The 23,805-nt window shown below is 45.9% G+C and carries 29 protein-coding genes; all 29 read left to right on the plus strand.

Annotation, left to right across the window (positions count from 1 at the left end):
• Positions 1-87 precede the first annotated feature (87 nt).
• Entirely contained in the window at positions 88-816 is a 729-nt protein-coding gene (cpaB, locus tag HP567_RS03500) for a Flp pilus assembly protein CpaB (protein WP_173612434.1), read from the plus strand.
• Positions 813-2,216 carry an AAA family ATPase gene (locus HP567_RS03505; protein ID WP_173612435.1) on the plus strand — a complete coding sequence of 468 codons (1,404 nt, stop codon included), beginning with the start codon at positions 813-815 and terminating at the stop codon, positions 2,214-2,216. The genes cpaB and HP567_RS03505 overlap by 4 nt, the downstream gene beginning before the upstream one ends.
• 11 nt (positions 2,217-2,227) lie before the next feature.
• On the plus strand, positions 2,228-3,715 hold the full coding sequence (locus HP567_RS03510) for a CpaF family protein (protein ID WP_173612436.1): 1,488 nt from the start codon (positions 2,228-2,230) through the stop codon (positions 3,713-3,715).
• Between the two features lie 11 nt (positions 3,716-3,726).
• Entirely contained in the window at positions 3,727-4,623 is an 897-nt protein-coding gene (locus HP567_RS03515) for a type II secretion system F family protein (RefSeq protein ID WP_173612437.1), read from the plus strand.
• 11 nt (positions 4,624-4,634) lie between these two features.
• Positions 4,635-5,549, plus strand: a complete 915-nt coding sequence (locus tag HP567_RS03520) for a type II secretion system F family protein (protein ID WP_173612438.1) — start codon at positions 4,635-4,637, stop codon at positions 5,547-5,549.
• 90 nt (positions 5,550-5,639) lie between these two features.
• On the plus strand, positions 5,640-5,816 hold the full coding sequence (locus tag HP567_RS03525; RefSeq protein WP_173612439.1) for a pilus assembly protein: 177 nt from the start codon (positions 5,640-5,642) through the stop codon (positions 5,814-5,816).
• On the plus strand, positions 5,813-6,310 hold the full coding sequence (locus tag HP567_RS03530; protein WP_173612440.1) for an A24 family peptidase: 498 nt from the start codon (positions 5,813-5,815) through the stop codon (positions 6,308-6,310). Before HP567_RS03525 ends, HP567_RS03530 begins: the two co-directional genes overlap by 4 nt.
• A complete protein-coding gene (locus tag HP567_RS03535; RefSeq protein WP_173612441.1) occupies positions 6,307-6,738 on the plus strand; it encodes a TadE/TadG family type IV pilus assembly protein in 432 nt (143 codons plus the stop codon). Before HP567_RS03530 ends, HP567_RS03535 begins: the two co-directional genes overlap by 4 nt.
• Positions 6,735-7,244: a hypothetical protein gene (locus HP567_RS03540; RefSeq protein ID WP_173612442.1), complete on the plus strand. Its 510-nt coding sequence runs from the start codon at positions 6,735-6,737 to the stop codon at positions 7,242-7,244. The genes HP567_RS03535 and HP567_RS03540 overlap by 4 nt, the downstream gene beginning before the upstream one ends.
• Positions 7,245-7,341: 97 nt before the next feature.
• Complete coding sequence (locus HP567_RS03545; RefSeq protein ID WP_173612443.1) at positions 7,342-7,959, plus strand: hypothetical protein; 618 nt, start codon at positions 7,342-7,344, stop codon at positions 7,957-7,959.
• A gap of 108 nt (positions 7,960-8,067) precedes the next feature.
• On the plus strand, positions 8,068-8,346 hold the full coding sequence (locus HP567_RS03550; protein WP_173612444.1) for a hypothetical protein: 279 nt from the start codon (positions 8,068-8,070) through the stop codon (positions 8,344-8,346).
• A 147-nt stretch (positions 8,347-8,493) separates the two neighbouring features.
• On the plus strand, positions 8,494-9,258 hold the full coding sequence (locus tag HP567_RS03555; protein ID WP_047074825.1) for a hypothetical protein: 765 nt from the start codon (positions 8,494-8,496) through the stop codon (positions 9,256-9,258).
• Between the two features lie 2 nt (positions 9,259-9,260).
• A complete protein-coding gene (locus HP567_RS03560) occupies positions 9,261-10,139 on the plus strand; it encodes a hypothetical protein (RefSeq protein ID WP_173612445.1) in 879 nt (292 codons plus the stop codon).
• Complete coding sequence (locus HP567_RS03565) at positions 10,136-10,924, plus strand: SAF domain-containing protein (protein WP_173612446.1); 789 nt, start codon at positions 10,136-10,138, stop codon at positions 10,922-10,924. The genes HP567_RS03560 and HP567_RS03565 overlap by 4 nt, the downstream gene beginning before the upstream one ends.
• Positions 10,921-12,039, plus strand: coding sequence for a hypothetical protein (locus HP567_RS03570; protein WP_173612447.1), 1,119 nt, complete (start codon positions 10,921-10,923; stop codon positions 12,037-12,039). The genes HP567_RS03565 and HP567_RS03570 overlap by 4 nt, the downstream gene beginning before the upstream one ends.
• Positions 12,039-13,391 carry an ATPase, T2SS/T4P/T4SS family gene (locus HP567_RS03575; protein WP_173612448.1) on the plus strand — a complete coding sequence of 451 codons (1,353 nt, stop codon included), beginning with the start codon at positions 12,039-12,041 and terminating at the stop codon, positions 13,389-13,391. Before HP567_RS03570 ends, HP567_RS03575 begins: the two co-directional genes overlap by 1 nt.
• A gap of 191 nt (positions 13,392-13,582) precedes the next feature.
• Complete coding sequence (locus tag HP567_RS03580) at positions 13,583-14,287, plus strand: hypothetical protein (protein ID WP_229087882.1); 705 nt, start codon at positions 13,583-13,585, stop codon at positions 14,285-14,287.
• Complete coding sequence (locus HP567_RS03585; RefSeq protein ID WP_173612450.1) at positions 14,287-15,126, plus strand: hypothetical protein; 840 nt, start codon at positions 14,287-14,289, stop codon at positions 15,124-15,126. Before HP567_RS03580 ends, HP567_RS03585 begins: the two co-directional genes overlap by 1 nt.
• Before the next feature lie 13 nt (positions 15,127-15,139).
• Positions 15,140-15,286, plus strand: a complete 147-nt coding sequence (locus HP567_RS03590) for a hypothetical protein (protein WP_007725181.1) — start codon at positions 15,140-15,142, stop codon at positions 15,284-15,286.
• A 484-nt stretch (positions 15,287-15,770) separates the two neighbouring features.
• Positions 15,771-16,094 carry a hypothetical protein gene (locus HP567_RS03595; RefSeq protein ID WP_229088192.1) on the plus strand — a complete coding sequence of 108 codons (324 nt, stop codon included), beginning with the start codon at positions 15,771-15,773 and terminating at the stop codon, positions 16,092-16,094.
• Positions 16,095-16,097: 3 nt separating this feature from the next.
• Entirely contained in the window at positions 16,098-16,250 is a 153-nt protein-coding gene (locus HP567_RS03600) for a hypothetical protein (protein WP_173612452.1), read from the plus strand.
• Positions 16,250-16,666: a hypothetical protein gene (locus HP567_RS03605; protein ID WP_173612453.1), complete on the plus strand. Its 417-nt coding sequence runs from the start codon at positions 16,250-16,252 to the stop codon at positions 16,664-16,666. Before HP567_RS03600 ends, HP567_RS03605 begins: the two co-directional genes overlap by 1 nt.
• Before the next feature lie 55 nt (positions 16,667-16,721).
• Positions 16,722-17,285 (plus strand): hypothetical protein, encoded by a 564-nt coding sequence (locus HP567_RS03610; protein WP_173612454.1) that lies wholly within the window; start codon positions 16,722-16,724, stop codon positions 17,283-17,285.
• Between the two features lie 137 nt (positions 17,286-17,422).
• Positions 17,423-17,764 (plus strand): DUF3870 domain-containing protein, encoded by a 342-nt coding sequence (locus HP567_RS03615; RefSeq protein ID WP_173612455.1) that lies wholly within the window; start codon positions 17,423-17,425, stop codon positions 17,762-17,764.
• Between the two features lie 136 nt (positions 17,765-17,900).
• Positions 17,901-18,839, plus strand: coding sequence for an ABC transporter permease (locus tag HP567_RS03620; RefSeq protein ID WP_172143247.1), 939 nt, complete (start codon positions 17,901-17,903; stop codon positions 18,837-18,839).
• Positions 18,840-18,865: 26 nt separating this feature from the next.
• On the plus strand, positions 18,866-19,753 hold the full coding sequence (locus tag HP567_RS03625; RefSeq protein ID WP_370648067.1) for an ABC transporter permease: 888 nt from the start codon (positions 18,866-18,868) through the stop codon (positions 19,751-19,753).
• A gap of 5 nt (positions 19,754-19,758) precedes the next feature.
• The gene (locus HP567_RS03630; protein WP_173612457.1) at positions 19,759-20,784 is read left to right on the plus strand and encodes an ABC transporter ATP-binding protein; all 1,026 of its coding nucleotides are present in this window, start codon (positions 19,759-19,761) and stop codon (positions 20,782-20,784) included.
• A 117-nt stretch (positions 20,785-20,901) separates the two neighbouring features.
• Positions 20,902-22,560 carry a peptide ABC transporter substrate-binding protein gene (locus HP567_RS03635; protein ID WP_173612458.1) on the plus strand — a complete coding sequence of 553 codons (1,659 nt, stop codon included), beginning with the start codon at positions 20,902-20,904 and terminating at the stop codon, positions 22,558-22,560.
• 150 nt (positions 22,561-22,710) lie between these two features.
• Positions 22,711-23,805: a dipeptide epimerase gene (locus HP567_RS03640; protein ID WP_173612459.1), complete on the plus strand. Its 1,095-nt coding sequence runs from the start codon at positions 22,711-22,713 to the stop codon at positions 23,803-23,805.

Consider the following 23,805-nt stretch of genomic DNA (forward strand, 5'->3'; position numbering starts at 1 on the left):
CCGTGCATTCGATCTGCACGGTTTTTTGTTTTCTTTTTTTGTCCCTCTATTCTCCCTTACGCTACAAACAATGGAAGGAGGGGGAGAATGTCAATACATCCGTTACGACTGTTGGCTATATTGCTTTTCGCTACATGTATAGGTGTAGCGACCTACATCATTTTGAAGCCGCATCAAGTGACCTATATACAATTGCGTTCAACAGTGGAGAAAGAAAGTGGTCAATTACTTGAAGCAAGAGATATGGAGCCATTAACACTGAGACTGGGAGGGATCTTTCAACAACCCATTGCCCCAATTCCAGGCTTGATTCCATGGGAAGAAGGACAGAGCCTTGTCGGTTTAGCATTCACCCGTCAAGTGAAAGGAGGTCGACCATTATTGCAAAGTGATTTGGAGCAAACCAGTAATCCGCAAGACAGCGGAGTGATCACAGAAAAAATGACAGGTATGAGCATTCCCGTGGACAATGTTGCAGGAGTTTCACCGCATGTATCAAGCGGAGAAAGAGTGCATGTCTATGCTTCCTTTGAAGATGAGTCAGGAGCACATTCTGGACTTCTGTTGCAAAACATGCCCATCATTGGCATTCAACGCGAAATGGAAGGAGATCGTCCCAATCTGGTAGCAGTGACTCTCTCCCTGACACGTGATGAGGCTGTTCTGCTAACACACGCACTTCATTATGGAAAAATCAGATTGGGCTTGGCTGCAGTGAAGGATGGGGGGAATCCAGGAATAGGAGACGCAAGATTCGCTTCGGAGCTAATGAAGACGAAAACACGCTGGGGTATTAAAAAGGAGGAGCATGAGTGAAAAGGCGTTTGCTCATAGTAGATGATGATCAAGAATCAGTTCGTTTGTTAACGGCGCAACTTGTAAACAGCAGATGGATCGAAGTGTGCGGGGAAGCACTCGGAGTGGAAGAGGCATGGGCAAAATTACAGGCAAACCAACCCCATTTGGTGTTGCTGGGTGGTATAAAGGGAACGGAAAGAGGTGTGTTGTGTCAGCAATTTCGGCTAGCCTTTCCTCATCTTTCGTTTATTGCTGCTTGCTCAAGCAATGAATTGATGTGGGAGCCTTTTCTCCGGAACTTAGGCTTATGGGTTATTGCCAAGCCAATTGAACCAGGGCAGATCGAAGCGTTAGCTATGATGATACAACCTTCAGGAATGGTAGCAGAATCTGCGCCACAACAACACCAGTATGTAATCCAGGAACAGACCAAGAGCTATCCGAGCCAGCCTCCTTCATTCTCCGAGCCAATTACAGGTAGTTTAGTTCCTGAAATGACTCGTCCCAAACAGCTTATAACTGTTTACGGTCCCAAAGGTGGCGTAGGAAAAACATTTATTTCTCGTGAGCTAGCGATTTTCTTTTCTATGCAAAAAAACGAGGGGGTCCCATTGCGGGTAATCGCTGTTGACTTCAATCTTGATCTCGGTACATTTGCGACTACTTTGAATCTCCCCCGTACCCCGAATCTTTTTACGTGGGTAAAGGATCTTGATGCTCAGTTGCATTCGTATATTCAGGGTCAAGGAAAAGACCCGTATTCCATTAGTAGTGAGGAATGGCAGGAATATGCACAAGCCTTGCCGTTATCTCCTCAACAAATCGAGAAATATGTGGTTGTTCATTCCGATACGGGATTGCATGTAATTACCTCCCCCCGTGATATTCGGCAAAGCTTTGAAATCCGTGACTATCATTTATATTTGATTCTCGAAACGTTAAAACAAAGCAACTACGACGTCGTTCTTATCGATACGGCTCCGGATACAACAGATGCAACGATTCAAGCTCTGTTTTTTGCAGAACATGTTGTGATGGTGGGAAATCCGGTAGTAGACTCCATTGAAAATATTCAACGATTGCTAAAACTGTTGAGAGAAGCAGAGTACCCTGAAGAGCGCATTCAAATTTGCATGAATCGTTTGCAGAGGAAAGAAATGTTTACCTTAGATGAAATTCGTGCCTATTTCCAGCTTCACCCTAGCAAAAAAATCTTCTCAATACCTGACGATGTGGAAGTGAAAAAATCGATTAATACCGGAACGCCAGTCATGCTCCAGTCAGGGAGAATTCCGGCCAAGGAAGCCATTGAGACATTAGGAAAAGCACTGTTCCCCGTAGATGGAGAGCAAATGAAGGCTGCTGAAAAAGAGAAACCAAAAGAGAAAACATCTCTCTTCAAGTGGTTGTGGGGATAAGGGAGGGTGTCATGTTCGATAAAAAACAGTTACTAGGCATTACTAATCAAGTTCGCCCTGCGCAAGAATTACGATCAGCGGGCAGGGGAATGGCGGGAGTTCCTTCGACGCTTCACGAAAAAATGCAAGCCCCCGATCACGCGCGGACGAATGAAAAATGGGTCGGGGCAGATCGAGAAACGTCGATTCGTACCCAGATTGTTGAGAAATACGGAAAGCGATTATGGGAGGAAAAGCATTCTTCACTCTTTTTAGATGAGCTGACGACAGATATTCGAATGCTGCTGGAGTCGCAAACCACCCTGACGACCATACAAATGGATGCAGAAGTAAAACGACTGCTGCATTCTTTGACGGGTTGGGGCCCATTAGACGCCTTATTAGAGGATAACGACATCACGGAGATTCTTTTTCATCGCTATAACTATCTCGTCATTGAAAGAAAAAGTACGGGTCGTCTTGAATCTCCGGACATTGCTGTTTTTCGTGATGAGGAAGAGCTGCTGCGCCTATTGGAACAAATTGCAGCGACCATGGGACGTGAGTTTAATGAAACAAAAGCAGAGTTGCATACACAGCTTCCGGACGGTTCCCGGGTTGCTGCTACGCATCGCTCGATTTCTCCCGATGGACATATGCTCACGATCAGAAAACACCGCGAGCTACTCAGTGAGTCCGATTATTTGCGGTACGGTTCCATTTGCGAGCCGATGCTTCTCTTTTTAAACAGAGCCGTCGGTTTATCTCGTGCATCTGGCATTGTCAGTGGAGGAACAGGCTCAGGCAAGACACACATGCTCAATCTCATCTCCCAATATGTACCTGATCATTTGAGTATTATTACGATCGAGGATGTTTTGGAGATGAAGCTTCAGCATCCTTTTGTACGCAGATTTTTAGCGAAACCTGCAAATTACGAGGGGAAGGGTGGGTTTTCGATCAAGGATTGTGTTCGCTTGTCCTTGCGCAAAAGGCCGGATGTCATTATGGTCGGTGAGACACGAGGGGGAGAAATCGTAGATATGCTTTGGGCGATGAATACGGACCATCCTGGCAGCTGGAGCACAGCACATGCAAACTCACCGCGTGCTTTGATAGATTCAACATTGCCCATTTTATTTGGAAAAGCAGATGAAGGGTATAGTGCGGAAGAGCGCAATTTAATGATCGGTTCGGCACTGGACCTGATTGTTCAAGTAAAACGTTTTGAAGAAGATGGCAGTCGCAAGGTGGTAGCGATAACGGAGGTAGTGGGGACGGGTCAATCACATGAAGAATGGATAAAACGAGCTTGCAACATTAAACAGGTTCTCCCTGATCGGGTGTATTTGCAGGATATATACGTGTACGAAGCAACAGGCGTGGAGAATGGGAGAGTAAAGGGTCACTTCAAATGGACAGGCTACCGGCCAGAGCGACTGATTAAACGATGGCTAGAGAAAGGTTTGTCCCGAGAGGAGATTGAGCAAGTCTTTTTCACCACACCAATACCGCTATAGGAGGAGAAAGTATGGACATTAGCTTACCTGTTGCAATCGGGATGGGGATGGCCATCCTGTTATTGATCTTGCCCAACAAATTGTATATGCGAGAACCGACGGGGAAGCACGAAATCGTAGAAGTGTTGCAACAGGACAGGAAAACTATTTGGAAGCAGTTTGAGGAGAGGTTGGCAAAATCGCGCTCTGGGTGGGGGGTAAACCAGTATGTGACCCTCTCTTTTTTATTGGGAATCGCGTCCTTTGGTGTGAGTAGTCAGATCTTGCAGTCTTGGTGGATGTCATTGCCTGCTTTGTTGGCAGGGATTATGTTTACCGAACGGTTAGTGAGTGTATGGGGGGCTCGTCGAAAGGACGAGTTCGAAGCAGGCAATGTAAAAGCAATTCGTCTTATGGCCAGTTCTTTACGTACCTCTCCATCGTATTTGCATGCGTTTGAACAGGTAGCAACTAGTCCATTCTTATCGGAAATCGTTTTAGAGGAATACAGGCGCATTGTAGAGCTATTGCGGGCACAAGTCCCGTTGGAGCACGTAATGAATCGATTCTTTGAACGCACAGGATCAGCGGATGTCAAATATTTAGCGACTATTGTCCACATTCAACGTGAGATGGGCGGAGATATGGCCAAAACGCTCGATTTGGCTGCCTCTTCAATATTGCGGCGCAGACAGTCGCTCCGTAGACAAAAAGCAGCTATGGCACAGATCGTGGCACAGGTGAATTTACTAAGTGTCATGCCGTTTGTTTTTGTCATTGCGTTGTATGTAAATAATCCCAATCATTTCGACCCATTAACGGCCACAATCGGGGGACGGTTTCTTATTTTGGGAAGCCTGGCCTCTATTTTGATTGGGGGAGAAGCAATTCGTTATGTTGCGCATAAAAGCATAAGCAGGAGAGCATAGGAGAGGGTGCAATGTTCGTTCTCGTTCTTAGTCTATTGGTGAGTGTTGCTATTTTTCTGTACGGCTTGCCGTCTTGTGTGAGTAAGGGAGAACAAATCTCGGCCACCCTTTTGGGCAGGATTGACTCCGTGAAACAAGCCAAGCTTGAGAAATCGTTTCAACAACGACGAAAAAGGTGGACACTGGTTCAAAGCTTGGAGAAAAACCATGTACTGCTACAGCACTTTTACAAATGGACGGGTGTCGATAAGAAAAAAATAGAGGAAACATTGGTTCGTCTGGGGATCGATATAAGCTTGACCGAGATTGTCTTGTTCCGGCTCATCAGCATGTGTTTCATCGTTTCATCTCTAGCTTCATTGTCAATAAGCATGGTTAATGGGGAAAAAATCGGAACGATGAATGGGCTTCCCTTAACAATTAGTTTATTTTTGTACTTGCTACCGAACATGCTGCTAGATCGGGCAGACAAGCGAGCAAAAGCTGAAATTCGAGAGCAGGTCCCTATCTTTTTTAGCATCGTGCAGTCATTGGTGGATGCTGGCATGCCATTGCAACAGGCTGTAAAGCAGACAGCGAGGCGTTTTGATGCCAGACTTGGCAGAGAACTCGCGAGCCTGGAAATGGGAGAAAAAAGGCATGGAAACTGGCGAAAGGCGCTTGAAGAGTTGGCCTTTCGGTGGGAGGTAGATTCGTTGACGTCCATTGCGCTGGAGATGAACGAGGCGATGAAAAAAGGGGTTAGCATATCGCAAATGTTGTCTGTCCAAGTAGAGGAGCAAGTGAGACAACAAGAAGACGAGGCTGCTACCCATATGAATCGGTTAAATATTAGGTTATTGCCTTTTGTCATTTTATTAATGGGACTGCCGTTGCTGTTTTTGGTGATGGGCCCTGCATTCATCGGCATCGGAGAAAGCTTGTAGCAAAATTAGCGCATGTAAATATTTTTGCGAGAGGCACTGTCTTTTGGCAGAGTGAAAATAGAACCAAAATCTCAATGAGGAGTGAATGGAATGGGAGCCATCGCAGATTATTTCAACCGTTTTTGGTATGAGGAGGACGGTGTCACGATCGTAGAAATGGTCATTATCATTGCCGTCATCTTGATTGTGCTTATTCCGACACTGACACAACTAGGCACTGCCGAAGACGAGAAGCTGAAGGAACTGCAAGAAAAAATAAGCAAATGACTAACGTAATCTTGCTAGGCGTATTAGGAGCGGCCGCATGGATGGATTGGAGACAAAGGAAAATACCGAATACTCTTGTTTTTCCAGCGATTGCTGTCGGCTTATGGCATCAGTGGGAAGGTGAATTTTTGGGAGGAGCATTACTAGGTGTGGCTGGAGCCTTTTTGTTGACAGTTGGTCCCGTAATCTTAAAAGGGATGGGGATGGGTGATCAAAAGCTGCTGATGGCTGTTGGAGCTTGGACAAGTTGGAGTGTGGTGTATTCTTTGTTTTTGCATTCTATCATCTTATGCCTTGTTGTGATGGTGTTCTATCCGCAAAATTGGGCTCGCCTTTGCAACAATCTTCAAATCATAGCAGCCGGATGGACAGCACATCGACAAGTTTGGCTTCCAGACAGGGCAAAAACAGCCTTTTCATTCCCCTACGCCGTATATTTGCTGGGTGCTTTTGTGTTCCAATCCGTACGAGATGTCATCGGAGCAATCGGATGATTACACGCTTGGGACGAGTGATACGTGCGAGGATGAAAGATGAGCGAGGCAGCCAGATGATTGAGTTTATTTTGGTGTTTCCTTTAGTTTGGATCTTGATCGTATTCTCCTTTGACCAATTCAGCATGATGTACAACAAGCAAAAGGCATTGGCGGCTGCGTATGAGGCAGGGAGAATTGCTGCAGTGCAGCCCAATTTCGGTTTGGCCAAATTCCATGCGAAAGAGCGAGGCACATCGGAACTAGCACAAGGTATTGGAGTCCTTCACAAAGATGTCCAGCTGGAGCTTGATGGGAACGGCTGGAGAAAAGGCAGTCATGTAAAAGCTGAAGCAACCGTTTCATTTCGGCTTCTCTCCACGGGAGAATTATTCGAGATAACTGAAAGCTATCACATGATGGTTGAAAATGCGGAGGAGAAGCAATGAATGATTCGTTGCATCATTTTTTGAATCGAGTGAAGGAAGAGCGCGGGGCAACTATGATTACTGTGCTCTTCTTTCTCTTCTGCTTGGGCAGTCTGCTCTCTATCCTGTTATTTTTGGAACAGACAGATTATCTAAAAATGAAGATGCAACATACAGCGGATTTGATTACTAAGGGAGCACGTGCGGCTGGAAAATGGGAGTACGTGGATACAAACGGTGATAAGCAAATCAGATTGTTTGCGACAACAGAAGAAGCGGAACGGCGTGATGCGGATATCATTCGCGGGGCACGTGAAGAAGCGGGGATTCTTTGGAGATTAAACAGGGGGAATCTGGAGGGAACAAGTGATGAGGTCTCTGTTATTCACCAAAAAGGTGAACGGCCTTATTTGTACTTGCAAGGAATCTATCATTTAGAAGTAAAGCTTGAAAAGGACATACCTGTATTTTGGGATGAGCTTTTTGTAAAAATGAACAGAGTCTCCCAGTCTGGGGTCTATGAATAAAGTCACAATTTTGAACAAAGGTACTGTTATTTTTGTCCTAATCCCGCGTGGTAATTTAGTAGTATATTCCAAAAATGGGGATAGGAGTGATATGACAGTGCCCTCAAAAATAGTCGATCGGTACAAACGAATTCTTAGCGGAGAGCAAAAGCGTTTTTCCCCGTATGAGTTCGAAGATGTGCAGTACCGAAAGCAAAAAGTCCAATTAGTTGTTAGATATGCGATTGAAAATGTAAAAAGATGGACTCCTGAGCAGGCGAGACGTGAATTGAGCTTGCAGGATGTCAAAGAACTGAAGCTGCATTTGGTGAGAGAATTTATTGAGCCGCCTATCGAGGCAAAGGCGGAGGATGTGTATTACTTCGTCGAATTCGCTTATCCGTATTTACCTCGGCTTTCAGAAGAACAACGAGTGTTATGGGTTTACCAAGAAGTGCTTTCAGGCATAAGACGTCATTTTCCCCCAGCTTATTTTCAGAGCATAAAGGGGGAGGAACGGGCAAAAATATGCGTCGACTATATGTGCAAGCATCTGCTAAAGCTGGCAGATTTGCGTCAACTGCCAAGTATTTTCAGCAAAACAGAGAGAGCCTATACGCTCCTGAAAACATATAAACTCAAGATTCTCGTCGATACGCTCTACTTTTCACCATTTGATATGGTCACTGAAATGTATCCCGAGCTTAGTGATCCCTCGTATTGGGACGAGTTATAAAAATATTTGCACAACCCTGCTGTCTTTTTTTACGGTAGAGATAGTTTCATAGGCTTATAAGCAGATGAAACGGCCGTACTCTACAGGTGAGAGAAGGAGGCGTTGCGTATGGCAACAGTAGAGGCTCACCAGAAATGCTCTGCATCCGTGGAGCAGCTTCTAGGGCGACAAGTACGCTACCAGAAGCACAAACCCGGCAGACATCTTTCAGTGGAAAGAGTTCCGCAGGGAGCGTTCCAGATCGAATCCGTACTTCGATTTGGAGACAGAGTAGTACTCAATGACGGGCTAATTGTAATGGAGAATGCTCCAACCGTCATGGAGCGCGCGGGAAGGATTGCTCTTCTTTTCGCGACCGGAGAAGAACTTTACTTTGTAACTGAGTAGGTTCTCTTAATCGCCTTGCACGGTTGCGTGTGAGGCGACCCATAAAGCGAACTGCCTGGTTTATCAGGCTAAATAAGATTCGACGAGTCGAGAATGCTGTTGGAGAATATCAATCGTTCTATAAAAAGGAAATGGGGGTATTTTGAGGTGTTGGCAAAGAGTGCAATCGAATTAGTCAACCGCTGCTATGAGGAGACAAACAAGCTGACATTGTTGTCATTGGAAGAGTTTAAGGAATCCTTTATTGCTTTTGTTTTTGGAGATTACCAGGAAGAGTTTATGGTTCAGTATGATCTGGAAGAGTTTTATGAGCATTTGAATCAGCTTCAGTTATCTAATTGCCGGAGAGATTTTGATCGGGCAGTTGAGGAATGGTACATCACAGAGTATGGAAGCGGGTATAAAGGCGTCAATTATCATGACATTTTGTTTACGCTAGTAAAGGAAGCAGTCGTTCAATACCAATCGCCAAATCGGATAGCACTCATCCGAGACGTAACCAAACTCCTAACTATGCCAAATGGATTTCTCGCCCGATGGCAAAATGGGCAGATACGTGAACGTCCCATCCCCACATATTTTAAATACTTGATGAAGCTCGGAGTACGTACACATGAAGATATTGAAACGCTGGTAGACATGTGGCTGGTAGAGTACCCAAACGCATTTAATAAAAAACAGCAGGAGCTCTTTGCTAATCCACCTAGAAGAGGAAGACCTAACAACGTCGAGCTTGCTCTATTAATCGAGCTAGCCATGAAAGTGAGACCAGAAATGACAGCTCAGGAAAGGGAGCGACTGCGCAAAATATACTATTATCACCGCAAGTCCCTCACTGTTCGAGAGATGGTTGAAAAATTTGAGAAATACATCGCCAGTAAAAATAAATCAAATGATTCCCAGGTGGGATAATCATGTTTCACCAAATGAGCCGCTTTGTCTCCAGGTTTCGTGATTTGGAGCAGCAGGAGTTTTCACAGTCTATTGAGGAAGAGCGGCAATGGAAAGTACTTAAAGAAAAGCTTGCTTCTCCACAAATAGTTGAGCAACAGGAGTCGTATCAGCGTAAATGTATTGTCGTTATGAGTTTGTACGCACAGGCTGGAGCTAGTTTTCTTGCAAGTAACCTAGCGTATGCATGGTCAGGAAAAGGCATTCCTGTTACCCTTTCCGAGTTGCCAAAAGTAACATCCTATTATTATTTTGCTTTTGATTTTGAACGTAGAGCTCGACAACAAGTAAGAGATTCTCCTACATCATTGCTCCTCATGCAAAATAACTATCTTCGCATCCAGATAGAATCCCCAGCACAAATTCAGCATGAATCTTCTCAAACAGATATAGCCAACTGGTTACTACGGATTTGTAAGGATAGTCCCATTGTTGTCATTGATGTTTCTTCCTACTGGAATGATATCCACTCCAAACAAATTTTTGAGCATGCCGACGAAATATGGGTAGTTTTTGATGCCGATTTGGCTAGACTTACCCGTTTGTTCCTGGTAGAGCCAGTCCCTACTTGGTGGAGGACAGAAAGAAGAAAAATAAAAATGATAGCAAACAAGTGGAATAGCCAATTGTCTCGGACAAGCATCATGAAAAAAGTAGAAGGAACGCTCTCCCTATGGGATCAGCAGCCTGTAGCTGCACGGGTAACTAACATGATTCCGTTGATGGATGGAGAGAAAACAGCAATGGCAAGCGCCAAAGCCAATCTACTTTTGGAGCTTTTCCCCGAGGAAGAGAGTGAATTTCAGTCATTGATTCATGCTTATAAAGGAAGGATGTTATGAAGAAGCAAACATTGCTTGTCATTTGCTTAATTTCGTTTCTGCTAGCAGGATCGTCCTTTTATGCAGCGACTCAATATATTGACGCGATGGCTGCGGAAAAGCTGTTTGCCCCAGTCGTAAAGGTAGCTGCAGGGAAAGAAATATCAGCCTTCGAGCCGATTACACAAAACGACGTGATACTTGTACAGGAAGAGGTAGATGAAATTCTTCCAGGTTCAGCGCGTGATTTGGATACCGTTCTGGGGAAAAGGAGCACGCAGACTATATACGAAGGCGAGCAATTATTATTGGAAAAGCTGACAGATTCGCAGCTTTTACCGGAAAAAGGGGAGGCGCGTTACGAGTTCCCCCTACTATCCATTTATCCTTTAACGGAATTACGCAAAGGTGATCATGTGAAAATTTGGGTCAAATACAAGAGTCCCTCGGAGCTGCAAGACTATCCTGCACCACTGCATTTTCAAAAAACGAATGATACGGCAGATTTGTTATTTGAAAGTCAGCTTGCAAGCGTGAGGGATAGTAATGGTATTGAGATCTATACATTAAAGCCTAGCTTGTTGCCATCGCCTGATCAGATGGATTCCATCTTTCATGGATCACGAGAAAAGCCGTTGCAGAATGGCGAAAAGCGATATCGTGACTACCGAGTTCAGCCAACAGCACTACCTGCTTTTATCGGCTTTAATTTGACAGACGAGGAGTATGTGATAGTGAGCGAGGCAATGTCATATGGGATGCTTCAGGTCGGTCATATCATGGGTTCGAAGGAGCAAGCGTCATGAAAATTTTAGTTTGTTATCCGATGAAGTCACTCGCCAAAACGTATATGCCTATGTACAGTGATGTGCTGGTAGCCGAGTCGGCGGAGGAGTTTTCACGGCTTGTGCAGCTTTATATGCCAGAAGCTTCCGTGATATTTTCCGAAATGTTCAACACTCCCGTTTGGGAATGGCTGCCGGCACTGAAAGCACAACTCCCGTCCAACTCACCGTTAATTATTGTTCCTCTCTACCGGGATGAGAAGATGATTGAGAAGGTAGCTGAGGAGTCCGGGCTAGAGGACGTATACCTGTTATCAGCCCATTTATCCCAAGAAGAAATACGCCATCAAATCAGTCTGATTCTAGGCTTCGTGCAAGAGTGTGCAGATATTGGATCGTCAAAAGAAAAGGGGCTCGTCTACGCTTTGCTGAGCTACGGTGCTTCTGGCATCACTACTTTTTGTATTAATTATCCCGTCATACTAGGGAGGCAGCATCCTGAAAAGCGAATTGTTGTACTTGATATGAATGACGCTAAGCCCGATTTATCACGATTCTTCAAACTCCAACAACATCAATTATCTTTATTTCGTCCTGACTTTATCGATATTCAAACAACTGCCAAGCGTAACTGGAGCAATGTCTGCAAACAGAGCGCGCACTTGCCTAATTTGTATTACGCACATGCTGCTAGCAAATGGAAAAGCTCAGAATTAAGCAATCTAATTAGTGTGTTTCGCATGCAATTTGACTATGTATACATCGATTGGGGTTACTGCTTTCCTGAGTCTGAGACTCTACAGCGGTTGCTTCATACTGTTGACCGCAATCTGTTATTCGTGAGAGCTGATCCCTTTAGTATCGATAGTGCTAGAGAGTGGCTGCATAACTGGAGAGAAAGAGGAGTGAAATGCGAGGTTCTGCTCAGTCATTTAGATCCTGGGCAACCCTTTCGAATCGGGGAGGATGTTTCGGTCTATGGTGTTGTACCACGCATTTCGGAGAGCAGGCTCATGCAATCTCATCAAAGCTGCAGCGTATTAATAGAAGAGTTTTTCGCTCCCAAATCGTACATCAGCAGTTTGAAGGAAATTGCTAAGGCACAATATGTGGACAGAAGTGCGGTGTTTTGCTGATGAGAGGGATAGAGCGAGAACAACCAGTTAAATCGGACATCCAAACCATCGAGGACATAAAACAGGTAGCAAGAGATTATTTAAATCATTTTGGCAAAACTCGAGAAGAAAAGCTAGAGATGCAACGCATTCTCGCTTTGGCAGAACAGGGAGATCGCGATAGTCACAACCATATTATTCTTCGCTTACAGCATTATTTTGAGGAAGTCCTCCAACGACCAGTAACCGAACAGATTTTGCCGCATGTTAACGGTTACGAGGGGCTCACCTTTTCTACTTACGGGTGGGGCATACTTGATGCCGTCCTCCATTTGTCTCCGTGGGTAGAGGAAGTGCGAATTTCTGCAAACCGCAACATTGCGTACCTGGAGCAAGGAGTCAAAAAATTTCTCTCTTACACACCAAGCTGGAAAGAGGTTGAAATCCTCCAACAAAAGTTGACCAATACAGCGGGCCTATCTTTTAACGAGAAAAAACCTAGATTGAGCGGGTACCTACATTCGCTAAAAGCAAGATTAACCATGTTCACTTTCCCTTATTCCAGAGTACCGACCATTCTGGTTAGACGATTTACAACACCTTCTTTTTCGCTCGACCAACTCCGTACACAGCAGCAGCCAGCCTTCGACGAAAGAATTCAATGGCTAATCGAACAGCAAGTGTACGGACGCAGCAATGTGCTGGTTATTGGACCAATGGCTGCAGGGAAAACAACGTTGATGATGTGTATGTTGAAGCTGAAAGACCCTCGGACAGAATATGTCACGATCTTTGAAAGTGAACACGAGATGCGATTTGGTGATATTTGGCCAGGGGAAGTGATTGAACTCCAAAACGTGGAGGAAATCGGCATTGAATTAGAGCATTGTTTCAAAGACATGTACCGGTCAACCGCAAATACGATCTTGATTGGAGAAATTCGCGAGCCTATAGAAGCGTACCATTTTATAAATGCCGGAATCAGAGGGACAGACGCTACAATCGGAGCGATGCACGAACGATTTGCTCATAGGGCGTTACATGATTTGACCGATCTTGTTTATCAATACGGAGGGCGAAGTGTCGAGCTGACCCAGGAGAGAATTAGCAGGGCAGTCAATTTTGTCAATTCGCTTACATACCGTAACAGTGGTCACCGTTTTATTGATGCTATTCATGCGACGGAGTGGAATTCATCATTTAACCGAGTGGAATCTATTCCCCTTGTAGGTCGCAACATGCAGACGGGAGTCTATGAATGGACAGGGAATCAATTGAGCTCAGAGTTAGTTGAATACATGTGTTACGTCGGCAAAGCAGACATTGAAGTGTTGAAAGAGCTACGTCTTACCGATATAGGCAGGCAGCTATGATGTACACATTTCTTTTCCCGGTGTTTCTATGTCTCTTCTCTGGTTTTCTGTTTCTCGGCTTACACCTGTATAAGGGATGGAGAAGTCCCCGCGTATTCTTCCCGCGTACAGTTGAGGTATGGAGAGAGAAATTTTTAAGCCATTCTACCCGACGCATGATGTATGAACGCTTTGATCGTTGGTGTCAAATTGTGGGGGGTACACCAGAAGGGTACGTATTACTATCCCTGATTGGCGGGATAGCGGGATTCATATCGGGTATTTTGCTAGGGAATATGATTGTATCCTTATCGCTTTTTCTCCTATTGCTCTTGCTGCCAACACTGATTTTATACGCAGGCTATACGGTACAAATGAATAAAAAAATCAGCTCATTTTGTCGTTTCGTAGAGTTGTTTGCCCGTTATTATAACAGTCGCAAAAACATCGTCCTTACCTTTCGCGAAATGATAGAGGAATGCCCCAAAGAATTATTGCCTGACCTCCTTCTGCTGAACAATAGCCTTTCGGATGGGGGAAACTCGGTTGTGGCAGTGGAACAATTTGCGCAGAGACTGGACCATCCGTGGGCATTTGATTTTGCAACGTATATATCCAGCGGTTTGGAAGGAGAAACAGAAGATATTCAATCACCTCTAAATCGGTTAACAAATGAGATGTTTGTACAACAAGATGAAAAGCATGAGCGTGACAGTGAAATATACTCCATTTGGATCAGCCTCCTAATCGTCATAGCAATTTGCATTTGCTTGATCCCCTACAATCAAGGGCTGCTTCAAGATTCTTATCGTCTCTATTTCTACACGCCAGATGGACAAGCCATATTAGCGATTGCGGTGACTGTGTGGATTTTTTCGATCCTATTGGCTTTTATTTGGGGAAGGAGGTATCGCTAATGCCAATGCTAATTATGTATACCTACCTTGGATTAGGCGCTCTATTTGTTTTTAGTGCAGCGTTTATGATCGGAAAGTATTTGTTTCACAAGCAAAAGCCAAAACTGTTTGTTTCTGGGGTGTGGTGGGAAAAGTGGGAGCAGGCACTCAAGCCTGACGAAGACGATAAATGGGAGCAGTTACTATCGCGAGCAGGAAGGCCTTTTGGATGGGGTAAACCGGAGTGGGTGTTTCTGCAATTGTTGACTGGAAGTACCGTTTGCATCCTGATTCTTATGTGGGTCGTCGTGAGTCGAATGGAATCATTTCCACTGCTATCGATGTGCCTGGCATCTGCAGGCAGTTACATGCTGCCGTACATGGGCTTGAAGATGTGGGCAAATCACAGGGAGGATATGCTGAGCACAGATATCGCCAGATTTATCAATCGCTATGTGACCCTTTTAGAAAATCAGGTGCCCATTTACAATGCCATGGTCAAGGCAGCAAGACCGACTAGAAAGCTAAGGGAGTATATCCCTACTTTATCTGAGTGGAACAGAGACCCTAATGAAGCACTTGAGAGCTTTAAATACAAAATTGGTGTCGACGACGGAATTATCCTCGTATCGAGCATGCGTACAATTGAAACGCTGAGCGAAGGACAAGTAAGTGCTACTATGCAACGAATGGAATGGGCTGTCGATCACCGAAGAATGTTTCGTCATCGAAAAAAAATAAAGTCTTTAGGGATTGGCTACACGGTCATTGTCTACCCGGCTTTTTACATGGGGTTATTGGTAGCCATGTTTCCTTGGTATAAGCTGCTTACAGAAATACTGGATAAATATTTGACCTGAGGAGGAGCAACTCATGACGAAGCTATTATCTATCATCATGTGCATCGTTTTCTCTTTAGGAATAATTGTTTCTAGCCTGTCTGAAATAAACACATCGGTAGTAAGAGAAGACGGGCTGAGAGATCGAGCAGTTGGGTGGATCGATAAAGCCATACCTTAAATCACGAATGAGAAAAGGGGAAAATTGAGATGTCCAAAATGTTTTTTATATTTTTAGCATGCGTCATGGTATTAGGGATCGGTGTCAGCAGTTATGGTAATGAGTTAAGCCCTGCAGCAAACGATTCTGCTGAGAGCATTAACCAATCCATCACATCGCTGAACTACGATACTCGAAATGAAAACATCAACTTTAGGATGCAAAACGGAACATCCTATACGTCGTCAAACTGATGTTGCACATACACGTATTTCTGATCATTTCGATTATGGTAGGGAGCTTGTGCGCGGTGTTTTGGAATCTCCAACCAGAGGAGCAGCTTAAACAGACACAACGAGAAAGGGTGTATCGAGCAGCGACGGTGATCTTCCATTAAAGAAGAGCTGGCGTTTCTAAAACGATGGTGAAAGCAAAAGTCTTTCTTATATGTCTACTGGTCCTTCTAATGATCACTTCCGCATTGGGAGCTTATCACTTGTACGCAATGGAAAGGGCGATTGCCCGTGGAATCTATGCCGACTTACTGGATGATATGCAGGACATCGGATATTTAGAGCCGACGTTAGCAGATTACTATCTTCTGAAAATGAAAGAATTGGGGTGGGAAGTGACAGGAGATGCGTTTGCTGGCAGCTGGCCTCGAACCGAGAGCGAGCGAGCTCGTAAAGAGCGGCAGGAGGTTATTACCTTGTCGGTTACCATCCAGCCTTCAAAAGTGACCCAATGGCTGCACAAATTTGTAGAGGGGGATACATCCTTTTCCTTTACGGGAAGCCGTCCGTCCGAATACTTCGATCCAGGGTGGTAGTGCATGAATAAAATGATTAGCATTTTGGCTGTAATGGCGATTATTTTGCCTTTGACGGTAGGGTTGCTTCTCACCGGTCCGCAAAATCTGTTTTCGGCATGCACGCAGTTTTTCGGCGATTTGCTCGCGGAAGTAACGCGTTTTGGTACAGGCTAATGGGTCAATTAATCGCTGTGATACTGAACATTATGGTTATGCTACTCGTTCCATTAGGGCTTTTACAGGTACATACGGTTGTTCAGGCCAGGAACGAATTATTGGAAGTGAGCGCGGCCGCTACGAAATACGTTAGCAACCACGGAGGGACGAGTGAAGCCAACCTGCAACAAGAGGTTCGGGCATTGATCGCTCGGGAGCTGAGTGAGAAAAAGTTTTCCATTCCAGATCAGGACCTGTTTGTCAGTGTCACTCGGACTCGTTCACTTGATCCCGTTCTGTGGAGCCACGAAGATGAGTTTGTCGTGGAGCTGGCAATTCCATACCCCCAATTTACCTCTTGGATTCCAATGCCGGCTGATTCCTTGCAAGTCCAAAGAATAGGTACGGTTAACATCATGGACTACGATTTGTAAAAGCTCCAGTTAGGAGGCTATCGTTACGGGTATAAATATCTTATCCATTTCGACGATGCTATTCTTTTTGCTGGTAGGTATGTTTATTGTAGATGCAGACATCGCCATGCAGAAAAAAGCAGAGCTGAAGATACTCCTTGAGTTGTCTAATCATCACGCCACCTTTGCTGTTGATCCTGTATTGAAAACAGAGGGTGTGATTGATCTGCTAGAAGACGAGGCCCTTGAACGTTTTGATGACAGAATGTATGAGAATGGTGGCTATCGTCGTGAGCAAGCCATGTTCGTCCCTCAAGCAGACAGTGTGACCACGGATCCCATTCCTTTCTCGCGCTATTATGTGGATTTCCGTTCGTGGCGCAATGACCACCAATTACGCCTACAGTACAATGGGACAACCCTCGTGACAGAACGAGCAACAAAAGGGCCAGCTCGTCCGGGAGGTGGTATGCTGCAGATTACCGTCGTAACTGAGCATGGAGAAGAATTGCACCTCGCACCAAAAACAATGGTCGGTCCATCCCATGTCGTAGTTGCCTACATTGACGAGCGGCCGTTTCTGCCGCTGCTGCCGCTACATTCGTTTCCGGTCGTATCTGTAGAAGAACTGAAAGATTAGTCAGACTTATTTACAAATTGCAAATTTTTCTGGTACTATGTAGGAAAGTGCTTACCCAGCTTGCGATTGTGAGGAAGTCGCTCTCCGAACATCCCGTTTGCCGGTCAGTTAAGCATAGTAAAAGTGGGGTTATTGATTTGTTTGATAAAGATACCATTTATATCGTAGGCGATGCACAGTCCTCTTCGAACAATCCGATTACACAGCAATTCAGTGCTTTTTTTATCGGATTGGTAGTCGATACTTCCAACGACAAGATCGTAGATGCGGCCTGTTCCTCTACAGTCCAACTGACGTCTGATTTTGCTCGGTCGATCTTTATCGGTCATTCGATTATGGCGTCGGACGAAATTGGCGAAGAGATTCGTTTTCGGTATTTTGGATCTTCCCAAAAAACATTGATCGCAGCGTTTAAGGACGCGCAAAAGAAGTACAAACAAGCAGTTTCCACGAGAAATAAAGCCACAGTCACCAAATGAATACACCCGCTGCTTTATTTATTCGTATGCACGGCATACACGTAAGTAAAACCCAGCAAATGCCATGATCGCGTGCATTTGCTGGGTTTTTTGCTTATTACGAGAGGTCAGTTTTTGATGAAAAGGAGGAGAGTCCTTGCTATCTTTTGTCTTCCGCAGATTTATCTCCATGATCGTGACGTTATGGCTCATCATTACCCTCACCTTTTTCCTGATGCATGCCGTTCCAGGATCTCCTTTTGAAAAAGAAGGAAAGGCATTAAACGAAGCAGTTGCAGCGAACCTCAATGCCTACTACAACCTGGATAAGCCACTACTTGTCCAATACGGGCTGTACTTGCAAAAGCTGGTGCAGTTTGACCTTGGACCATCCATTGCCAACAGCTCAGATACGGTCAACAAAATGATCGCCCGTGGATTCCCCGTCTCTTTTCAACTCGGTCTGATATCTGTCGTTTTTGCGATTGTCACCGGTATCGCGCTTGGTGTGATCGCCGCGCTACGACATAACCGTCTCATTGATTATCTTGCTATGATTATTGCTGTTATCGGGATATCTGTTCCCAGCTTTGTTGTTGCTTCCTTATTAATCAAATATTTGGCGGTCGAGTGGAAGCTGTTGCCGACTGCAACGTGGGGGTCTTGGCAGCATGTGATTATGCCAGCACTTGCATTAGCGTTTGGTCCGATTGCGATTATCGCTCGTTTGACCCGTACCAACATGCTGGAAGTGTTGACCCAGGAATACATTGAAACTGCTCGTGCAAAAGGGCTGTCTCCAGCGACGATTGTGTTGAAGCACGCACTGCGTAATGCGATTTTGCCTGTCGTCACGCTTTTAGGCGCACTGATTGCCAACGTTTTAACGGGAAGCTTTGTGATCGAAAAAATATTTGCGATTCCTGGGATGGGGAAATATTTCGTCGCTGGCATTAATAACCGCGACTATTCCGTCATTATGGGAACGACCGTCTTCTATAGCGCACTTTTGATTTTCCTGATGTTTGTCGTCGATGTACTATACGGCATCATTGATCCACGAATTAAGCTGCATCGAAAGGAGAGCGAAGGATGATCGTTTCTGATGATTTATTTATCCCTATGCGAAAAGACAACCTCAATGCGGAAGCGATTGTGCGACCTCAACTGACGTTTTGGCAAGAAGCTTGGCTTCGTCTGAGAGGAAACAAGCTGGCTCTGATGGGGTTGGTGATTATTATCCTGCTTGGGGTTATGGCTACGATTGGACCGATGATCTCTGGTCATGAATACGCCAAACAGTCGATTATTATGAAAAACAAACCTCCATCCGAAGCGAACTGGTTTGGTACTGATGATTTTGGTCGCGATGTGTTTACCCGTGTTTGGTATGGTGCACGCATTTCCCTGTTTGTCGGTTTGACGGCAGCGCTTATCGATTTTTTCATTGGTGTCTTGTATGGAGGAATTGCCGGATATATGGGCGGACGAATCGATAATATCATGATGCGCTTCGTCGATATTTTGTACGGACTTCCTTATTTGTTGGTTGTGATTTTGCTGATGGTCGTCATGGGGCCTGGACTTTTAACCATTATTATCGCGTTAAGTGCGACTGGCTGGATCGGGATGGCCCGGACTGTGCGCGGTCAGGTTCTGCAAATGAAAAACTCGGAGTACGTACTGGCGGCAAAAACAATGGGGGCAAAGCCTTTCTACATCATTCGCAAGCACCTGCTACCCAACACAATTGGCATCATCATCGTCTATGTCACGTTATCTGTTCCATCTGCGATTTTTGCAGAGGCGTTTCTGAGCTTTCTCGGTCTTGGTATTCAGGCGCCGATGGCTAGCTGGGGAGTGATGGCGAACGATGGACTCCCCACCCTGTTGTCCGGTCATTGGTGGCGGCTCTTTTTCCCTGCTTTCCTCATCTCGCTGACGATGCTCGCGTTCAACGTGCTCGGTGATGGCTTGCGCGATGCGTTCGATCCGAAGTCAAGGAGGTAGGCAACATGAATAAAACGGAAAAGCTGCTGGAAGTCAGTGGGCTTCGGGTCACATTCAAGACGCATGGCGGTGAAGTGAACGCTGTTCGGGACGTGAACTTTACCTTGAACAAAGGGGAGACACTGGCGATTGTTGGTGAATCTGGATGTGGGAAAAGCGTGACTGCAAGGAGCATTATGCGTTTGATCCCGGAGCATATCGGAAAAATCGCAGGAGGAAGCATTCATTTTAAAGGGCAGGACTTGGCAAAGCTGCCGGAAAAGCAGATGCGCGAGCTGCGTGGGAAAGAAATCTCGATGATCTTTCAAGATGCGATGACGTCACTCAACCCGACCATCACCATTGGTGAGCAGATTATGGAGGGAATCATTCGCCATCAAAAGGTCGCCAAAAGCGAAGCCAAGCGGCAAGCGATTGAAATTCTCACCTTGGTCGGGATCGCCAATCCGGAAAGTCGTTTGAAGCAGTACCTCCATCAGTTTAGTGGCGGGATGCGGCAACGGATCATGATTGCGATTGCGCTTGTCTGTAAGCCGTCCATTCTGATTGCGGATGAGCCTACGACAGCGTTGGATGTGACGATTCAGGCGCAAATCATCGAGCTGTTCAAAAGCATTCAGCAAAAGACCGGGGTCTCGATCATTATTATCACGCATGATTTGGGAGTCGTCGCCAAGATTGCGGATCGGGTCAATGTCATGTATGCCGGAAAAGTGGTAGAGTCCGGTCCTGTTCGCGACATTTTTTACAATCCGCAGCATCCGTACACCAAAGGCTTGCTGGCGTCGATGCCTCGTTTGGATGCAGATCGTTCTATTCCGCTCAGCCCAATACCCGGAACACCCCCGGATTTGTTCAGCCCGCCAATTGGCTGTGCATTCGCAGCGCGCTGTGACTACGCGTTGGAAGTATGTCGGAATTACCAGCCTGCGGAGACCCATGTCCATAGCAAACACGCGGTTTCCTGTTGGTTGCAGGACCCTCGGGCGAAGAAGTTGTTAGCGTCGATGCAACCGCCAACAGGGACCTGATTCAAGGCTGTCGAGGGCAGTGGTCAAGCCCGGCTTCATTCGTGTAAAAGAGGGTGTCGTCTGACGTCACTATCCTTTTACGACATACAAAAACAAAAAAATAAGGGGGAAGAAACAGTGAAAAAACTATCAACATTGTTGCTGACAGCTACGCTGGGTGTTTCTATGCTCATGGCTGGATGTACATCGGGTCAACCAGCTGCACCGAGTGAGAATGCACCAGGCAACACGGCTCAGCCAAACGCTCCGACGCCGGGTGATCAAGCGGCAAAGCTCCTGTTGCTGAATAATATCAAGGAACCGACGTCATTGGACCCGCCGATTGGCTTTGATGAGCCGTCCTATAATATTTTGAACAACTTGATGGAAGGCTTGACTCGCCTGGACGAAAATCAAAAGCCTCAACCAGCGGCCGCTTCCGAGTGGACAATCTCCGAGGATGGCAAAACCTATACCTTTACCCTGCGTGACAACAAATGGTCCAATGGTGAACCGGTAAAGGCTCAGGACTTCGAATTCGCGTGGAAACGCATGCTTGATCCTGCACTGGCATCTCCGGCGGCATCCCTCGCGTACATTATTGAGGGAGCGGAGGCATATAACAGCGGTAAAGGTCCGGTGGATGGCGTAAAAGTAAAAGCGGTGGACGACAAAACACTAGAGGTCGTGCTCGCTCAACCAGCTTCCTGGACGCTCCTGTTGGCATCCAACCCAGCTTTCTTCCCTGTACACAAAGCAACTGTAGAAAAAGATCCGAAATGGGCAGCAGAAGCAGCAAGCTTTGTCGGAAACGGGCCATTCAAGCTGACAGAATGGGCGCATGACAGTGAACTGAAAATAATGAAGAGCGATACGTACTGGGATGCAGCAAACGTAACTCTGCCTGGTGCTGTTTGGAAAATGATTGATGACGAGAATACCGAGTATCAAATGTTTACGAACGAAGAGCTGCACAGAACGACAACCGTTCCTGCAGACATGGCAGACCAATTGTTCAAAGATGGCAAAGTATTCGTGCGTGATGGAGCAGGTACAGAGTTTTATCGTTTCAACGTCACGAAGGAGCCATTTGATAATGCCAATATTCGTAAAGCCTTCAGCTTGGCGATTGACCGTAAGACGCTGGTTGACCTGGTGCTGATGCGTCAACAAAAGCCGGGAACTGGCTTCGTATCTTATGGTTTACCTGATGCCAACGGTGAAGGACAATTCCGTGAGGTAGGCGGAGAATTGGTGAACTTCAACCCAGATGAAGCGAAGAAGCTCCTGGAACAAGGAATGAAAGAAAAAGGCTACACAAAGCTGCCGGAGGTTACACTCACGTACCGCAGCGGAACGGCCAACGAGAAAACGGCACAAGCCGCGCAGGAAATGTGGAAGCAGACGCTGGGCGTAGATGTGAAGCTGCAAAAGGTAGAGGGAAAAGTGTTGACGGATATGCAAAAGCAATTGCAGTATCAAATTGCTCGTTCTTCCTGGTTGCCTGACTTCGGTGATGCGATCAACTTCCTCGACATTTTCCAATCGAAGGCAGCAAGCAATCGTACGGGCTGGGGCAATGCACAATTCGACAAGCTGATCCAAGACGCATACAAGGAGCCAGACGATGCAAAACGTCTGAAGCTGCTTCATGATGCAGAAAAAATCTTGTTGGATGAAGCGCCAATCGCACCGCTTTATTTCTATAACACTTCCTTGCTCTCAAGCGACAAAGTGAGTGGTGTACAAAGCTCTTCACTGAGCTACACAGACCTGAGAAAAGCTGTCGTGAAGTAAGAAATAGTAAGTAGGGAGAAGTCATTTCAGGCGGATGAAATGACTCTCCCCCTTTTTTGCTAGAATTTTTAATAGTGCTATAATTTAGTATGTCTATGAGAAAAAACACAACGAAGGAAAGCACGAGTGCTGGAGAAGATGGAGGAAAACATGATTATTCAAGCCATCGAAGTAAAACGAATTTCTGTACCATTGAAAAAGCCTTTTAAAACGGCTTTGCGTACGGTGCATAGTCTGGAATCGATTCTGGTGAAAATCACCTGCGACAACGGTATGGTCGGGTGGGGCGAAGCTTCGGCGACTGTCGTCATTACCGGAGACAGCATCGAGAGCATCGAGTCAGCGATTATGAATACGATGAGACCTCAGCTCATCGGCTTGAATTTGCTTGCCTATGAACGAGTTTTCCAAACCTTGCACCAATCCATGGTAGGAAATACGAGTGCGAAGGCAGCGGTAGACATTGCGTTGTACGACCTTATTTCTCAGCGAGCAGGAATGCCGTTGTATCAATTCCTCGGGGGCTACCGTGACCAATTGGAAACCGATTATACCGTTAGCGTGAACTCCCCGAAGGAAATGGGCGAGGATGCGGCTCTCTACCTCAAGCAAGGCTTTCACGTACTGAAAATCAAGGTCGGCAAGGACAACATCGAGGATGACATTTTACGCATCCAGGAAATTCGCAAATCCGTGGGCAATCAGGTGAAGATTCGTCTTGATGCCAACCAGGGATGGAATGTAAAAGAAGCGGTCCAATCCATTCGCAAAATGGAGGACATGGGTCTTGGCATCGAACTCATTGAGCAGCCTGTAAAAGCGCATGATCTGGAAGGCTTGAAGCGGGTAACAGATTCGGTCGATACGCCAATCATGGCTGACGAGAGTGTGTTTTCACCAGCGCAGGCCCTGCAGGTGTTGCAAAACCGTGCGGCAGACATGATTAATATCAAGCTCATGAAGGCTGGTGGCATTTACAAAGCACAATTGATCAACCAATTGGCTGAAGAGCACGGTATTCCATGCATGGTTGGCAGCATGATCGAATCGCGTTTGGCTGTATCAGCAGCAGCTCATTTTGCGGCCAGCAAGAAAAACATCACCCGCTTTGATTTCGATGCCCCGTTGATGCTTTTGCACGATGGCATAGAAGGTGGCGTAACGTACGAGGGCCGCTTGATGCGCATGCCAGAAGAGTCGGGGCTCGGCATTCGTTCCGTCAGCCTGTGGGAGGGGGAGAACTAA

This window comes from Brevibacillus sp. M2.1A, from assembly GCF_013284355.2.
GTDB lineage: Bacteria > Bacillota > Bacilli > Brevibacillales > Brevibacillaceae > Brevibacillus.